The following is a 14,586-nucleotide window of genomic DNA, read 5'->3' on the forward strand; positions in this document are numbered from 1 at the left end:
GCCCCACTGCTGTTCTTGTTTTCTATGAACCCGACTAGCGCTTCACTTCTATGCCGGCTTTTACGAGATCCCATGTCGCGGACGAGCGTCCCTGCTCGCGCAATTTAAATTTCTGGATTTTGCCGCTTTCGGTACGCGGCAGAACCTCAAGGAATTCGATGAAGCGTGGAATGGCGAAGTAAGAGAGTTTGCCCTCGCAGAAGCGTACGAGATCGGCAGGATCCACTTTCCCGCCCTGCTTCAGGACGATCGCCGCCATCACCTCATCTTCGGCGAGATCCGAAGGCACCGGAAAGACAGCAGCGACTTCGACCGCCGGATGCGATGACAAGACCTGCTCGACCTCGAAGGACGAAACGTTCTCGCCGCGTCGGCGGATCGTATCCTTCATCCGGTCGACAAATTTGAAATAGCCTTTGCTATCTCGGACCACCCGATCGCCCGTGTGGAGCCATAGATTGCGCCAGGCTTCGACGGTTTTCTCGGGCATGCCGAAATAACCCGCGGCCATGGCGAAAGGCTCATCGGCACGCAGCAGCAATTCGCCCGCCTCGCCATCGGGCAATGGATTGTCTTCTTCATCGACAACCCGCGCCTGAAATCCCTCCGCCAGGCGGCCCATCCAACCAGGGCGCAGCGTATCGACCATGGTGCCGATCACCGCGTTGCTTTCGGTTGCGCCATAGCCATCCAAGAGAAGAATGCCGCTGCGCTCCGTGAACACCACGTGAAAATGTTCGGGAACGCCCGGCGCCAAGGCAACGCGGACGCGGTGCCGCTTCTCGTCCTCGCTGTGCGGACGCGAGAGCAACATCGGCACCATGGCTCCCAGGACATAGGTGACCGTCGCACCCGACGCGACAAGACGAGACCAGAACTGCGAGACGGAAAAGCGGCGTTCCACCACTTGCGTGCCGCCATGCAGTAGTGCTTGGAAGAAGCAATTCAGCGCATTGGTGTGGAACAAAGGCAAAGTCGTGTGCAGGACATCGCCTTCCACCACGCCCAATTGGCGGCCGGTGTAAAACGCCCACCAGAAATATTGCGCGTGCGGACAGCAGACGCCTTTCGAAGGTCCCGTGGTCCCGGACGTGAACAGAATGGTCAGGAGATCATGCGGCTGGAGTTTCGCCGCCTCGACAGGCACGCCATCGCGCGGCAGGGACATGAGGGCGATCCCATTAAAGCGCGGCACGTCCGCAGCATCGGCCGCCTGATCGATGATCCAAATCGTCCGAACGCCGGCGGAGAGGAGATCGATCCCCTCAAGCGCTGGAAGCAGTTCCCGTTCAACGGCGATCAGACGACTGCCGCTGACATTGAGGATATGCTGGAGCTGAAAGCCGCGCGCCGCCGTGTTGATTGGAACGGATACGGCGCCGAGCCAGGCGCAGCCCAAAAACAATTCGAGGAATTCGGAGCGGTTGTTGCATAGGAGCGCAACCCGATCGCCGATACCCACCCCCGCCGATCCGAGGGCGCCCGCGCATCGCGCCGCGATGCTAGGCGCATCGGCGAACGACCATGTGTCTTCGCCGCAGACAAAAAGCTGGCGCGCGCCATGACGCTGCGCCTGACGGCGCAGCATTTCCGGTACGACGCGCGTGGCCGGCGGAAATGCCGAGGGCAGATCGGTCGTTTCCGTCACGAACGCAGCCCTGCCTCCTTCAGGAGCGGTATCACCTCCTGGCAGAAATACGGCAGCTCGTCCTTGTAATTGACGAAGGACAATGCCGCGCCGCCATAGCCAACCTCCGCGAACTTGGCCAGGTCTTCCGCGATCTTTCGTGGCGTTCCCACCAGTGGATAGCTGCCGGTGCCGGCAGCAAAACGCTGCTTATAGAGGCGGAAGGCTTCATCCTCGTGGCTCCGGCTAAAATTCTTCTTCTGCTGCATGTGATAATCGACCGCCAGCTCATCGATCATGTCGCGCGAGTAATAGTCGTAATAATCCTCGGCTTCCGCCTGGCTCGGCCGGCAGACCACATGACCGATCGTGTAGACGCCAACCGAGCGGCCGAATTTCTGAGCGCGCGCACGGATGTCGGTGACGTGTTCCTTGCCGGTCTCCAGATCGGTGAAGCTGGTGAACAGGTGATCGCAATTTTCGGCCGCGAAATCCCGGCCCGTCGGTCCGAACGCTGCATTCATCGTCACGGGACGGGGCTTTTGCAGCGAGGCCGGGCGGCTCACCGCAGCTTTGAGCTTATAGATCTCGCCATCGAAATCGACAGGCTTGTCGCTGTTATAAGTCTTGACGATGATGTCGAGCCATTCCTTGGCTTGCGCGTAAGGCTCTTTCTGCAAGGTCACGCCGAACATATCGAATTCGTCCGGGTTCCAGCCGCAGACGATGTTCAGGCCGGCGCGGCCATGGCTGATGTGATCGACGGTCGCCAGCGCCTTGGCCGCATAGAGCGGGTGCAGCAGCGGCACGTGCACGGTCATGAAGAGAGCGATGCGCTCGGTGATCGAGGCGAGACCGGCCGCGAAAGTGAAGGTCTCAAATGACCATTCGCGCACATTGGTCGATCCGCCATAGCCGCGCCAGCGCGCGATCGGCAGAAAGAAATCCATGCCGGCCCGATCGGCGATCTGCGCCGTGGCGGCCACGTCATCCCATTCCGCCTTCCAGGCTTCGGGCACGACCGAGAAGCTCAGCCCGCGATCCGCATTGGCGGAAAAGACGCCAAGCTTGAAGCCCTTTTGGTCGGGATCAGACATTGGGTTGGAGATCGGCACCATAGTCTCCCGTGTCAAACAATATACTGTATATTAAATGCCCGCCCACAAACCTTGTCAAGCGACCGCAGCCGGCGCGCTGAGAAAAGCCGAAGTCAGTCCTCGCCTTCGGCCTGAAAGGCTTCGACGGCCGCATCCACGTGTTTGATAAAGAGCGCGGCGGCATCGGGCCCCTTGCCGCTGCGGAAAGCTTTGTGGATCGCCCTCAACCGTTGCAGCACGTCCTGACGCACACTTTTTCGCGACAGCGTCTTGAGGCGCACGGCCTGAACGTGATCGATGTAACGGGCGATCGCCCGCGCCAGGCTGACGTTTGGCACTTCCGCCAGCCAAGCGCCGCGAAAGGCCGCATTGGACAGGATGAAAGCCGTCGTATCGCCCGCATCGCTCGCCCGCGCGCAATCATTGATCGCCGCTTCGAGCTTCTGCAAAACCGCCGGCGTCATGCGCGTGGCCGCACTGGCCGCGGCCGCCGGTTCGAGCAAACGCCGGATCTCGAAAATATCTGCCATTTCCTGGCGACTGATCCGGCGCAGCACGAAACCGCGCGAGGTGCTCTCCAGCATGCCCTCGTGCACGAGCTGCATCAGCGCTTCGCGAACCGGCATGCGCGAGATGTTCAGGTCAGCGGCGATGTCCAGATCGACGAGACGTTCGTCGAACGTCAATTGCCCCTGGGCGATGCGATCGCGCATTAGGTCGTAGACCTGCTCGCGCAGATTCTTCGGCTTCGTCACCATGGGGCCGCGCGGGGCTTTGCGTCCCCGGGCGAGACCCTTCTTCGCGACCGTCAGGTCCGCGCGCTTATCCGGCCGAGCTCCCAAGCCAACCTCCACCTTTCGTTTCCGGCGGCACCGATTCCATCAAAAGCTTGGTATAAGGATGTTTCGGCTTGGCGAATACCTCTTCGGTCTCGCCTTCCTCGACGATTTCGCCGCGATACATCATGAGAATGCGGCTGCAAAGATAGCGCACCACCGCCAGATCATGGCTGATGAAGACCATGGTCAGATTCTTCTGACGATTGAGCTCCAGCAGGCAGTTCAAGATGTGAGCCTGCACGGAGACATCGAGACCCGAGACGATTTCGTCGGCCACCACGAGTTTCGGCTCCAGACAGAGCGCCCGGCCGATGTTGACCCGTTGCCGCTGTCCGCCCGACAATTGCGACGGAAAGCGGCTGAGGCAATCCGCCGGGAGGCCGATATCCTGCAGAATATTGTCGGCGGCGGCCTGCCGCTGCGGCGTGGACAAACCGTTCGGCCCGACCTCCAGCCCCTGAGTCAGCAATTGCAGAACGCTGCGACGCGGGTTGAGCGCCGATTGCGGGTCCTGGAAAATCAACTGGGTATCGCGGCGGGTCAGATGCAGCGTGTTGCCATGGGCACCCCGCTCCTCGCCAGCGATCCGGATCGTTCCTTCGGTGGACTGTTCGAGACCGACGATCAGGCGGCCGATGGAGCTTTTACCGCTGCCGCTTTCACCGACAATGCCCAGAATCTCGCCCGGCCGGACCGCGAAACTCGCCGAGCGCACCGCATCGAACGAACTTTTTCGCAGCCCCAGGAAACCGCGCCTCGCCTTATATTGCAGGCGAACGTTCTTGAATTCGACGGCTGGCGCCTCGCGTTCGTTGATGCCCATCGTCTCGATCAGCAAGGGTTCGCCGCTGGCGAATTCGAATCCACCGCAGGCATCGCCGCAGCGGGTCCAATGTCCCTCCTCCACGAAGCGGCGCTGCAATGTGGCGCTGACGCAAGATGGGTCCTTCGCCGGGCAGCGCTGGGCGAAACGGCACCCGGCCAAAGTCGCGAAGGTTTTAACGCCCGGCATCTGTTCGGACAGTGTCGGCAGCATGCGCCGCTCACCCGTCATGCGTGGAATCGCCGCCAGCAGGCTCTTGGTATAGGGATGCGAGGGTGATTGCAGGACCGCCGCGGCCGGCCCGTATTCCACCATGTCGCCGGCATACATCACGCCGACGCTTTTACAGACATTGGCCGCCAGTCTCAGATCATGGGTGATGAACAGGACGGCGGTGCCGTGCTGCGCCTGCTGAGCAGCGATCAGCCGCATGATCTGCGCCTGCGTCACGACATCGAGCGCCGTCGTCGGCTCATCCGCCACGACCAAAGCCGGCTCGCCGCTGAAGGCCATGGCGATCAGGACGCGCTGGCACTGACCGCCCGAAAGCTCATGCGGATAGCGCAGGAGAATTTCCTCGGCATTGGCCAGGCCAACCTGCTGCAAGCGCTCGATCATCAAGGGCCGAATGGCCTCCTTGGCGATGCCGAGATGTTTCAAATGTTCCTGGAACTGATCGCCGATGGCGCGCACGGGATTCAGAGCGCTAAGCGGTTCCTGCGGAATGAAGGCGATGCGACGGCCGAGCAGATCGCGGCGCGCCGCTTTGCTCAGTGTCAGAAGGTTCAGACCTTCGAACTTCACCTCACCCGACGAGACGCTGAAGTTATCCGGCAGGAGCCCGGAGATCACGCGTCCAATCATGCTTTTGCCGGCCCCAGATTCACCGACGAGGCCAATCACCTCGCCTTTCTCCAAGGCGAAGGAAATGTCGCGCAGCAGCTCGACATTCGCAGCCTTCATATGGGCCGTGACGGTGACGGATTCAAACGACAGTACAGCCATATCAGCTGGTCCTCCGCCGGAAACGCGGATCAAGCGTCACGCGCAATCCTTCACCCAACAGATTGAAGCCGAGAACCGTGACGAACATAGCCAGGATCGGCAGCAGAATGCCCCACGGCGCCTGATACATATAGCTGCGCGCACTGGCGATCATCATGCCCCAGGCCGGCACATCGGCTGGAACGCTCAAGCCGACGAAGCTGAGAATAGCCTCGACGATGACACCGATGCCCACTTGCAGACTGAACAGTGTAATCACCAGCGGCGCGACGCTCGGCAGGATTTCGCGCAGAATGATCCGCGTATGGCTGAAGCCCAGAAGCTGGGCGGCCGAGACGAAATCCTTGCGGCGCACCACCAGCACTTCGGAACGGACGACGCGGCAGAAGCGTGTCCAGTCGACCAGGACGATGGATAAAATCACATTGCCGATGCCGGTACCGAAGCCGACCATCAAGGTCAGCGACAGAACGACCGGCGGCAGCGACATCCATAGATCGACGAAATAGCCGATGAGGCGATCGACCCAGCCGCCGAAATAGCCGGCGATCAAGGCCAATGTGGTGCCAAACAGCATGGCGCCGATCGCGGCCAGAAAGCCGACCATCAGCGCGACGCGGGCGCCGTAGATCATTTGCGACAGGATGCAGCGGCCGAGACTGTCTGTGCCAAAAGGATAGTCGGATATGCCGCCCTGTGCCCACATCGGCGGCAGCAACATATTGGCCAAGTCCTGATTGGCCGGGTCGTTTGGCGCGATCTGCGGCGCGAAAATCGCCAATATGATCATCGCGCCCACAATCAGCGCGCCGACGACGGTTTTCGGCGAGCGGATCGATTGATGCCAGGCCTCGGCGGCGAAGGATCTCTCTTCGGCACTCATGACGCGCGCCTCAGCTTGGGATTGAGAACGACATAGAGAATATCGACGACTGTGTTGATCAGCAGCGTCATGACGCAGAAGATGAGCGCTATCCCTTGGATAAGCGGAAGATCGTGATTGCGTACAGCCTGGACCATCAGATTGCCGAGACCGGGCAGCGAAAAGATCGATTCGACCAGCAACGTGCCGCCGAAAAGAAACCCGAACTGCGCGCCGATCAAGGTGATGGTCGGCAAGGCCGAATTCTTCAGCATGTGCGAAATGATGATCTTGCGCTCGGACAGGCCGCGCTGGCGCGCCGCCATCACATATTGCTCTTCGGAGGATTCAAGCAGGGAGGAGCGCAGCACCCGGATCACCAAAGGGCTGAAGCCCAGCGCCAAAGCGGACGCCGGCAGCAGCAGGTGCGACCAGGCATTCAGCCAACTGCGCCATTGCCCCGTGATCAGATAGTCGATCAGCAGAAAGCCCGTTCCGCCGGGAATGGCTAGGCCGGAATCGACGCGGCCGGCGATCGGCAACCAGCCCAAAGCGACGCCAAACCCGAGCATCAGAAAAATCGCCCAGAGGAAGGCTGGAATGCACAACATGCAGATGACGGCGATTTCGAGCGGCGGCTCGCCCATCGTGCCGCGCGCGGCATAGAGCAGAAGGCCGCCGGGAATGCTGATCAGCAGAGCGAACAGCAGGCCGATGAAGGACAGCTCCAGTGTCGCCGGCAAAGTGTTGGCGATCAGTCGCGTCACAGGCTCGCGAAAGGAAATCGAACTGCCGAGATCGCCGTGCAAAGCATTCTTGAGCCAGATGGCATATTGCACGGGAATGGATTGATCGAGGCCCAGGGCCTTCCGCACGACATCGGCATCGGCCTGCGTCGCATTGGGCGGCAGCAGCAAAGCCAGAGGATCGGCCGGCAACGCCCGCAGAACGACAAAGACGATCATGGACAGAAGAAGCATCGTTGGGATGGCCCCCACCAATCGCTTCAAGGCAACACTCAGCAAAGCCTGAAACATAGATACCGTCGCGCCACTTCTAAGACGGCCATCCGCCGAACGGATGGCCGCTCCACATTCAGGATCGATCAGGCTTTGCGGGTCGCTTCGGCCGGCAGAACGTAACCTGGCGTATAGGTCGGGATTTCAACCGTCTTCTTGGTCACGATATTGCCGACCGTTTGCAGCAATGGAATCGACCAGGAATTGTCGGACGCATCCTTCATCAGCGCGCGATAGGCATCGAGCCGCTCTTCCGACAGTTTCATGGCGAAGAGTTTGTCGATTCGATCGACGAGGCTCGGCTCCTTCCAGGCCGAGAAGCGCAGATTCGGATTGAGAATGCGGCCGGCATAGTTTTCCGGATCGCCGGTGGCATTGGCCCAGCTGTAGAACATGATGCCCGGCAGTTTGGCCGCATGATTCAGCTCGAGATATTTGGCAATCGTGGTCTCCTCCAGCTTCACGTCGACGCCGATCTGGCGCCACATCGCCGCGATCGCCTGGGAGATTTCATAATCGTTCGGGAACGAGCCGTTCGGGCACAGGAAGGTAAGGCGCAAGGGCTTCGCCTGACTGTAACCGGCTTTCTTCAACAATTCCGCGGCCTGCGCCCGATTGAACGGAAAGCTGTAACCGGGGATATCGGCGCTCGATCCCGGCGTCGTCAAAATGGACAAGGGCTTGGCCGTGCCGGCGAAGAAGCCTTTCGATAAGGCCTGCTTGTCGATGGCCATATGCAACGCAGTGCGGACGTCCTTGTTCTGTAGAACTTCCACATAGCTTGGAACCTGCAACATGTAGATTTCGGCCTGCGGATAGATTTTGACCGTCAGATCCGGCTTGCTTTGCAGGCGGATCGCCTCGCGAAACGGCAGCTGCACGGCAATGTCGACCTGACCGGATTCAATCGCCGCGACACGGGTCGAGGCTTCCGTCAAAGCCTGGAAGGTGACGTTCTTGATCGGCGGCACGCCGCCCCAATATTTATCGAAAGCTTCCAGGACGATGCGCGAACCGCGCTGGTAATCCACCAGCTTATAGGGCCCCGCGCCGATCGGTTTGGCGAGGAAGCCATCGTCGCCGACGCTCTGATGATAGGCCTTCGGCAGGATGTAACAGCATAGGAAGCCGAGATAGAACTCCACCGACGGCGAGGGCTTGGAGAATACCATCACGCCCGTTGCAGGCGATTGGATCTCGATGTCCTTGAGATCTTGCAAAAGCCCGGCAACAGCCAGTTTCTTGTCCTTCTGCGGACGATCGACCAGGCTGTATTTCACATCCTCCGTCGTCAGCTTGGAGCCATCGTGGAACAGGATGTTGTCTTGCAGCGTGAATTCCAGCCGGGTCCGCTCATTATCAAGCCATTTCCGCTCTTTGATCTGGCGCGGCAACAGCTTTTGATCCGGCGAATAGTGCAGCGGCGAGTCGAACACGCTCTTGTAGATGGATTGTCCGAGCGGAAAGGTGACCGCCGTGGGGTCCCAGCTCTGCACATCGACGGGGAAAGCGATGTTGAGAGCAGCGGCTGTTTGCGCGCTCGAAAACTCCGGCAGAAGCGCCGTCGCGGGAAGCCCCAACATCAATGAAACGAATTCCCGCTTTGAAAGCTGATCTATCCCGCTCATCAGACACCTCATCGAACGAAAGCTGTGTTGCGCCGACTCAATCTTCTCGGATTCACCCGCGGCGTACCCTGCAAGGTTCGCGCCGTGTGGCGTGTCATCATTTCTTTTGTGCTGTGAGCCTTCCCCTCCCAAACGAGCGTGCCGCCATTCTGCCGCGCAAGCGGTTTGCGAACGAAACGGTCAAGCTATCCCCTCTCCGTAACAATATACTGTATGTTTTTTGAAATGCTATTATGCTCCAATCTGGCAAGTCAAGCGCCGAACGCGAAAAGATGATCGCTCGCATGCGAATGCGGATCGAACAGATGAACGATTGGTCAGACGCCTTATTTAGGAGCAGTCCCCTGATGCTTGCTGTGCAATTCGCTGAATATGGTGGCCCCGACGTCCTCGTTTTGCGAGAGATCGACGTGCCCCAACCAGCCGCCAATGAAGTTCTGATCGACGTTCATGCGGCCAGTCTTAATCCGATCGATTGGAAGATTCGCGCCGGCCTTTTGCGCGCCGTCATTCCCCTCACCCTGCCGGCAACAGTCGGGCGAGATGGCGCCGGTATCGTCAGTGCCGTCGGCTCCGACGTCGATCCATCGCTGTTGAACACTCGCGTTTGCTTTTTCGCCCCACGCGGCGTCGGCACATGGGCGCAACGGATCGTGCTGCCCAGCTCATGTGTGGCGCCTCTCCCAGACACCGTTTCCATGCAGGACGGGGCGGCACTGCCCCTGGCTGGCCTCAGCGCCTGGATTGCCTTGGCCGAGACGGCGCATATTGCGCCCGGCATGCGCGTTCTCGTTCACGCCGGAGCCGGCGGCGTCGGCTCCTTCGCCATCCAGATCGCCCGCGCGCGCGGTGCTTATGTCATCACCACCTGTTCGGCACGCAACCGCGACTTCGTTACCAGCCTGGGCGCCAACGAAGTCATCGCCTACGACCAAGCGCCGTTTGAATCGCAGCTCCGCGACATCGACATCGTCTTCGATTTGCTGGGTGGCGATGTGCATAAACGCAGCTATGCGGTGCTCAAAAGCGGCGGCACGATGGTTTGCCTGGTCGCGGCACCATTCGAAGACCAGAGCGCCAAGTTTGACGTCAAGGTGGTGGTCGCGCAGATCATGCCCAAGCAGGAGAGCCTGATGGCTTTGGTCGACCAGGTGGCTTCCGGGGCACTACGCGTTCCCGTGGAAAAGCGATTGCCGCTCGCCGATTTCAAAGTGGCGCACGAGCAATCTCAAACTGGGCATATGCGCGGCAAGCTGGTCGTCGATATGCAGGACGCGGCCGCTTCCTAAACGATTGCGCCCTGGCCTGGATCATGACCAGGGCGAGAATCGCCAATAAACGGTTTAGGGAGCTCGTTGGCTGAGCTGGCGGACAATCGCCAGCAGTGTCTCTCCGGAATCGACCAGTTCGCCGCTGTTGTCGATTTCGATCCACATACCGTTCTTTTCAGTATCGGGAGGATTACGCCGCAGCCGCGCTTCGATGCTTTCGGTATCCTCGCGGCCGCGCGCGGCCAAGCGACGGGCCAGGACCTCCGGCCGCGCCGTCACATGCACGACGGCGACGTGATCGAAAGAAGCCAGGATATCTGGCAAAGCGGCGCGCGAGCCATTGGCGATGGCGACGCCACCTGCCCGCACATGAACAGCCGCGCTCGTGGGAAGGCCGTAGTGCAGGCCATGGGCCTCCCAGGTCACTGCGAAACATCCCTCGGATGTGGCGGCGGCAAAGGCTTCCGGCGTCAGAAAATCATGGTCTTCCGTTGCGCCATCGGCGCGACGCGTCACGATGCGCCGCACGAAAAGAAAGGCTGTATCGGCGGCAAGCCGTTGCCGCACGAAGCTGATCAAACTGTCCTTGCCGGCACCACTGGGCCCGACAACGACAATCAATACGCCTTGCGGTTCACCCTTGGCTTGGTTCTTGGCCTGCGCGTCGCGAGGATCGGCCGAAACGTCAAGCAACGCGCTGTCCCTCACGCCACACCGAGCGCACGACCGGAACGCCGGACACGCGTTTCACACGAACGAGATCGCCGCGCAAGCCCGTTGCGATGCGACCGCGATCGTCGAGACCGACGGCGCGAGCCGGCGTCGCCGTCACCATACGGATCGTCTTAGCGAGCGGTATGGCGTTTTCGCCATCGGACAAGACGAAAGGCGCGTGGATCAGACTGAAGGGCACATAATCCGACGAGAGGACGTCGAGCACACCGATGCCTGCCAATTCCCGCGCCGAAATATTGCCGGAATGGGATTTGCCGCGCACGATGTTCGGCGCGCCCATGAGAACCGACATGCCAGCTTCGTGCGAGGCCTGCGCCGCTTCGATGCTGGTGGGAAATTCCGCGACCTGAACGCCGAAAGCCTTCGATTCCGCCACATGTTCCAGCGTCGCATCGTCATGACTTGCGGTGGCGATGCCGCAGTCATTGCAATATTCGGCGATTGTGCGCCGATGCCGGGCCGAATAGAGGTCGGAGGCGGCACGGCGCCGGTCGGCGAAAGCCGTAAAGGCCTCGTCGCTTAATCCGCGCTTCTTCTTGTAGTAAAGCGCATATTGTTCGAACGTCTGAAATTGCCGCTGGCCGGGCGCGTGATCCATCAACGAGGCCAGACGGACATTGCGATCGGTCTTGAAATCCTCGAACTGCTCCAAGACATCTTCGGATGAGACTTCGCAACGCAGATGGATCAAGTGATCCGCGCGCAAACGCAGTTCGTCGCGCGCGGTCTCCAATGCATCGGCGACCTCCCGCATTTCACCACGGCGAAAGCCGCCTTCCTCATCGGAACCGAGCCGCAGGCAATCGAGCACCGTCGTGATGCCGGAGGCCGCAACCTGCGCGTCATGGGCTTGGATGGCAGCGAGGCTATCCCAGCGCACGCCTGGACGCGGCGAATAATGCGATTCCAAATGGTCGGTGTGCAATTCGACGAGACCGGGCATGACATAGTCGCCCTCCATGTCCTCGCCGACATTGGTTGCGCCCTGATCGACCGCGGCAATCACTCCATCGCGCAACAGGATCGATCCGGTGACGATTTCATCCTCCAGGACGAGCCGGGCATTTCTGAAAACAGTTTCGATCGACATTTCAGGATAACCTTCCGGCCTCGACAGTCTCGAAGCGATGCATGCTGTGAACTTTGAAGGGGGCGCCGCGCTCGGGCTCGACGAACAAGGTGATGCTGTCGACGCAGACCGGCGCGGCGATGATCGGGGTGAAATGATCGGCAAGCGCGGCTTCGATCCCGTCAGGTGCATCGGCGACCGATCCGGTCAAAGTCATATGAAAGCGGAACTCGTCGCGCACATAGGGATAGCCGTAGCGCACCAGATAGTTGAACTGGCGCAGCGACAGGCCGACGGAGCTGCGGCGCTGGATTTCGCCTTCGCTCAGCGGCGCGCGCAGGCCATTGAAATGATCGACCGCCGACCAGGCCAGGGAATCGAGCGGCTGGCAGGGCTCCGCTGGCGTCAAAGCATAGAAATTGCCGAGGCGTTTCACCTCAAGCCGCGGAATATGAAACGGCCGGCACGCGCGCGCGAAATCCGTGATGGATCGCAACAAGTCCTGTTCCGAGAAACTCGGGGCCAGATGAAACGGCGCCACCAATGTCGCGTGGAAGCCATAGCGTCGCGGTTCAGCCGTATGATGCCACAGATCCCGGGCCGGCAGCCTGTTGTGATCGCTCGCGGGTATGGCCTCGCCGCTGAAAGCGTCACGGCCGAGCCAGTTTTGCGCGGCAATCGTCAATGGATCGGATTTTTCCGGCGTGAAATACACCGCGTAACGCATCAGATGAACACCTTCCGCAGTTGTTGCGACAGAACGTCGATGACCGAGACGGTCACCAGCATGATGATCAGCATGGCCGAGGCTTCCGGGTAGTAGAAACCGCGGATGTTTTCGAACAACACCTGGCCAATGCCGCCCGCCCCGATCACGCCCAGCACGGTGGCGGCGCGAACGTTGGATTCAAAGCGATAAAGCGCATAGGACATCCACAGGGGGAGGACTTGCGGAATGACGCCGAAGATCACTTCCTGAAGATGCGAAGCGCCTGTTGCGCGGATCGCTTCGACGGGACGCGGATCGATCGCCTCCACCGCTTCGGAGAACAGTTTGGCGAGGATGCCCGTGGTGTGCACGAACAGTGCCATGACGCCAGCGAAGGGGCCAAGACCGACCGCGACCACGAAGAGAACGGCGAAGACGAGTTCGTGAATGGCCCGGCAGGCGTCCATCAAGCGGCGAACCGGCTGAACGACATACCAAGGCGTGATATTGCGCGCCGAGAGAATGCCAAAGGGCACGGCGAGCACTGTCGCCAAGAACGTGCCCCAGAGCGCGATCTGGATGGTCACGCCCATTTCGTGCAGGTAATAGCGCCACTCGGCGAAATTGGGATGGCTGAAGCCGCGCGCATATTGCGCCATATTGCTGGCATCGGTGAACAGAAACGTCCACCGCGACATTTCCACCGGTCCCCAGCTCCAAACGAGCAAGATGGCCAGAACGGCCCAGATCGCGGCGTTCCAAATCGTGCGCGTCCAATCCCGTGCAACTTCAACACGGGGCTGACCGGGAGCGGTGAGATTGGCGAGCTGGCTCATCGTGAGGTTCTCATGAACAAGCGGTATGCCGACCGCCCATCACGGGTGGCCGGCTTGCCTCAACAACGTTAGCTCTGCGAGCTCTTGATCCGCGCTTCGTAATCGGCCTTTTCGGTCCGCAGCTTGTCGAGCTGGGTCTTCTTTTCTTCGGCCGAGAGTTTGCTGTCGGCTTCGATCTTGGCGATGGTCCGGGTCAATTCCATCACGCGGATCGGCAGCAGCTGATCATTGGTCGAGGCCTTGAACGGCGCCCATTGCAGGGCCGTCAGGATTTCACGTTCCTTGGCCGCATTACCCTTCGACTTGTCCGTGCCATAGGTGAGGAAGAAATTGCGGATCTTTTCCTTGGTCGCTTCCGGCAGATTCTTGCGCCACACGATCGGATCGGAGGGGATCAACGGCGACTTCCAGAGGATGCGCAGCTTGGCGAAAGCGGCGGGATTGTTCTTTTCGATCAGCGCCAGATTTTCGGTGTTGTTGGCGGCCGCGTTCACCTGACCATTGGCCACCGCCATGGCATTGGTCTCATGGTTGGCGTTGGTGACGTTCTTGAAGCACTGCTTCGGGTCGATCCCCTTGGCGGCGAAAACGAAGGTGGTCGGAACCAGATAGCCGGAGGTGGAGTTCACATCCCCCAGGGCCGAAGTTCAGGGTCTTGTCGCATTTCAGCAGATCATCGAGCGTGGCGAGCTTGCTGTCCTTGGGCACCAGGATCAGCGACCAATAGCCGGGGCTGCCGTCGGAGCTGACGCTCTGCACGAAAATCTCGCCATCGGCACGATCGACCGCTTCCATGGCCGACTTGTTGCCATACCAGGCCATCTGCACTTTGCCGAAGCGCATGCCTTCGATCACGCCCGCATAGTCGGACGCGAAGAAGGGTTTTACGTCGAGACCGGTCTCGCGCTTCATATCGGCGAGGAAGGGCTCCCACTTCGGCCGCAGGTTCTGCTGCGATTCCGTCGAGATGATTCCGAAGTTGATTTCCTCGGCCTGAACATAGGCCGTGGCGGTGAGCGTCAAAGCGACGGAGAGCGCCGCTATAGTCTTGAATGAAAACGTCATG

At 60.2% G+C, this 14,586-nt stretch carries 14 protein-coding genes; 1 reads left to right on the forward strand and 13 read right to left on the reverse strand.

Annotation, left to right across the window (positions count from 1 at the left end):
* Positions 1-34: 34 nt before the first annotated feature.
* The 7 genes from OIM99_RS02275 to OIM99_RS02305 all read right to left on the reverse strand — a co-directional run bounded on the left by OIM99_RS02275 (position 35) and on the right by OIM99_RS02305 (position 8,855).
* A complete protein-coding gene (locus tag OIM99_RS02275; protein WP_311848693.1) occupies positions 35-1,648 on the reverse strand; it encodes an ATP-dependent acyl-CoA ligase in 1,614 nt (537 codons plus the stop codon).
* Positions 1,645-2,724 (reverse strand): LLM class flavin-dependent oxidoreductase, encoded by a 1,080-nt coding sequence (locus OIM99_RS02280; protein WP_311848694.1) that lies wholly within the window; start codon positions 2,722-2,724, stop codon positions 1,645-1,647. The genes OIM99_RS02275 and OIM99_RS02280 overlap by 4 nt, the downstream gene beginning before the upstream one ends.
* Positions 2,725-2,837: 113 nt before the next feature.
* Complete coding sequence (locus OIM99_RS02285) at positions 2,838-3,566, reverse strand: GntR family transcriptional regulator (protein ID WP_311848695.1); 729 nt, start codon at positions 3,564-3,566, stop codon at positions 2,838-2,840.
* Positions 3,547-5,391 carry an ABC transporter ATP-binding protein gene (locus tag OIM99_RS02290; protein WP_311848696.1) on the reverse strand — a complete coding sequence of 615 codons (1,845 nt, stop codon included), beginning with the start codon at positions 5,389-5,391 and terminating at the stop codon, positions 3,547-3,549. The genes OIM99_RS02285 and OIM99_RS02290 overlap by 20 nt, the downstream gene beginning before the upstream one ends.
* Position 5,392: 1 nt before the next feature.
* Positions 5,393-6,274, reverse strand: a complete 882-nt coding sequence (locus OIM99_RS02295; protein WP_311848697.1) for an ABC transporter permease — start codon at positions 6,272-6,274, stop codon at positions 5,393-5,395.
* Positions 6,271-7,290, reverse strand: a complete 1,020-nt coding sequence (locus tag OIM99_RS02300; RefSeq protein WP_311848698.1) for an ABC transporter permease — start codon at positions 7,288-7,290, stop codon at positions 6,271-6,273. The genes OIM99_RS02295 and OIM99_RS02300 overlap by 4 nt, the downstream gene beginning before the upstream one ends.
* Before the next feature lie 68 nt (positions 7,291-7,358).
* Positions 7,359-8,855: an ABC transporter substrate-binding protein gene (locus OIM99_RS02305; RefSeq protein ID WP_311848699.1), complete on the reverse strand. Its 1,497-nt coding sequence runs from the start codon at positions 8,853-8,855 to the stop codon at positions 7,359-7,361.
* Positions 8,856-9,247: 392 nt separating this feature from the next.
* Between OIM99_RS02305 and OIM99_RS02310 the strand changes: the two genes are divergently transcribed.
* Positions 9,248-10,189 carry an NADP-dependent oxidoreductase gene (locus OIM99_RS02310; protein ID WP_311848700.1) on the forward strand — a complete coding sequence of 314 codons (942 nt, stop codon included), beginning with the start codon at positions 9,248-9,250 and terminating at the stop codon, positions 10,187-10,189.
* A gap of 54 nt (positions 10,190-10,243) precedes the next feature.
* Here OIM99_RS02310 and phnN read toward each other — a convergent pair whose 3' ends face one another.
* From phnN to phnD (OIM99_RS02340), 6 genes are all read right to left on the reverse strand, one after another.
* Positions 10,244-10,864, reverse strand: a complete 621-nt coding sequence (gene phnN, locus OIM99_RS02315) for a phosphonate metabolism protein/1,5-bisphosphokinase (PRPP-forming) PhnN (protein ID WP_311848701.1) — start codon at positions 10,862-10,864, stop codon at positions 10,244-10,246.
* Positions 10,857-11,996 carry an alpha-D-ribose 1-methylphosphonate 5-triphosphate diphosphatase gene (locus OIM99_RS02320; protein ID WP_311848702.1) on the reverse strand — a complete coding sequence of 380 codons (1,140 nt, stop codon included), beginning with the start codon at positions 11,994-11,996 and terminating at the stop codon, positions 10,857-10,859. The genes phnN and OIM99_RS02320 overlap by 8 nt, the downstream gene beginning before the upstream one ends.
* 1 nt (position 11,997) lies before the next feature.
* Complete coding sequence (locus OIM99_RS02325) at positions 11,998-12,702, reverse strand: DUF1045 domain-containing protein (protein WP_311848703.1); 705 nt, start codon at positions 12,700-12,702, stop codon at positions 11,998-12,000.
* The gene (gene phnE, locus OIM99_RS02330; protein WP_311848704.1) at positions 12,702-13,520 is read right to left on the reverse strand and encodes a phosphonate ABC transporter, permease protein PhnE; all 819 of its coding nucleotides are present in this window, start codon (positions 13,518-13,520) and stop codon (positions 12,702-12,704) included. The genes OIM99_RS02325 and phnE overlap by 1 nt, the downstream gene beginning before the upstream one ends.
* Positions 13,521-13,588: 68 nt before the next feature.
* Positions 13,589-14,149, reverse strand: a complete 561-nt coding sequence (gene phnD / locus OIM99_RS02335; protein ID WP_311848705.1) for a phosphate/phosphite/phosphonate ABC transporter substrate-binding protein — start codon at positions 14,147-14,149, stop codon at positions 13,589-13,591.
* A complete protein-coding gene (phnD, locus tag OIM99_RS02340) occupies positions 14,046-14,585 on the reverse strand; it encodes a phosphate/phosphite/phosphonate ABC transporter substrate-binding protein (protein WP_311848706.1) in 540 nt (179 codons plus the stop codon). Before phnD (OIM99_RS02340) ends, phnD (OIM99_RS02335) begins: the two co-directional genes overlap by 104 nt.
* Position 14,586 lies beyond the last annotated feature (1 nt).

The sequence above is a fragment of the Methylocella sp. CPCC 101449 genome, assembly GCF_031921685.1.
Taxonomy (GTDB): Bacteria; Pseudomonadota; Alphaproteobacteria; order Rhizobiales; family Beijerinckiaceae; genus Terripilifer.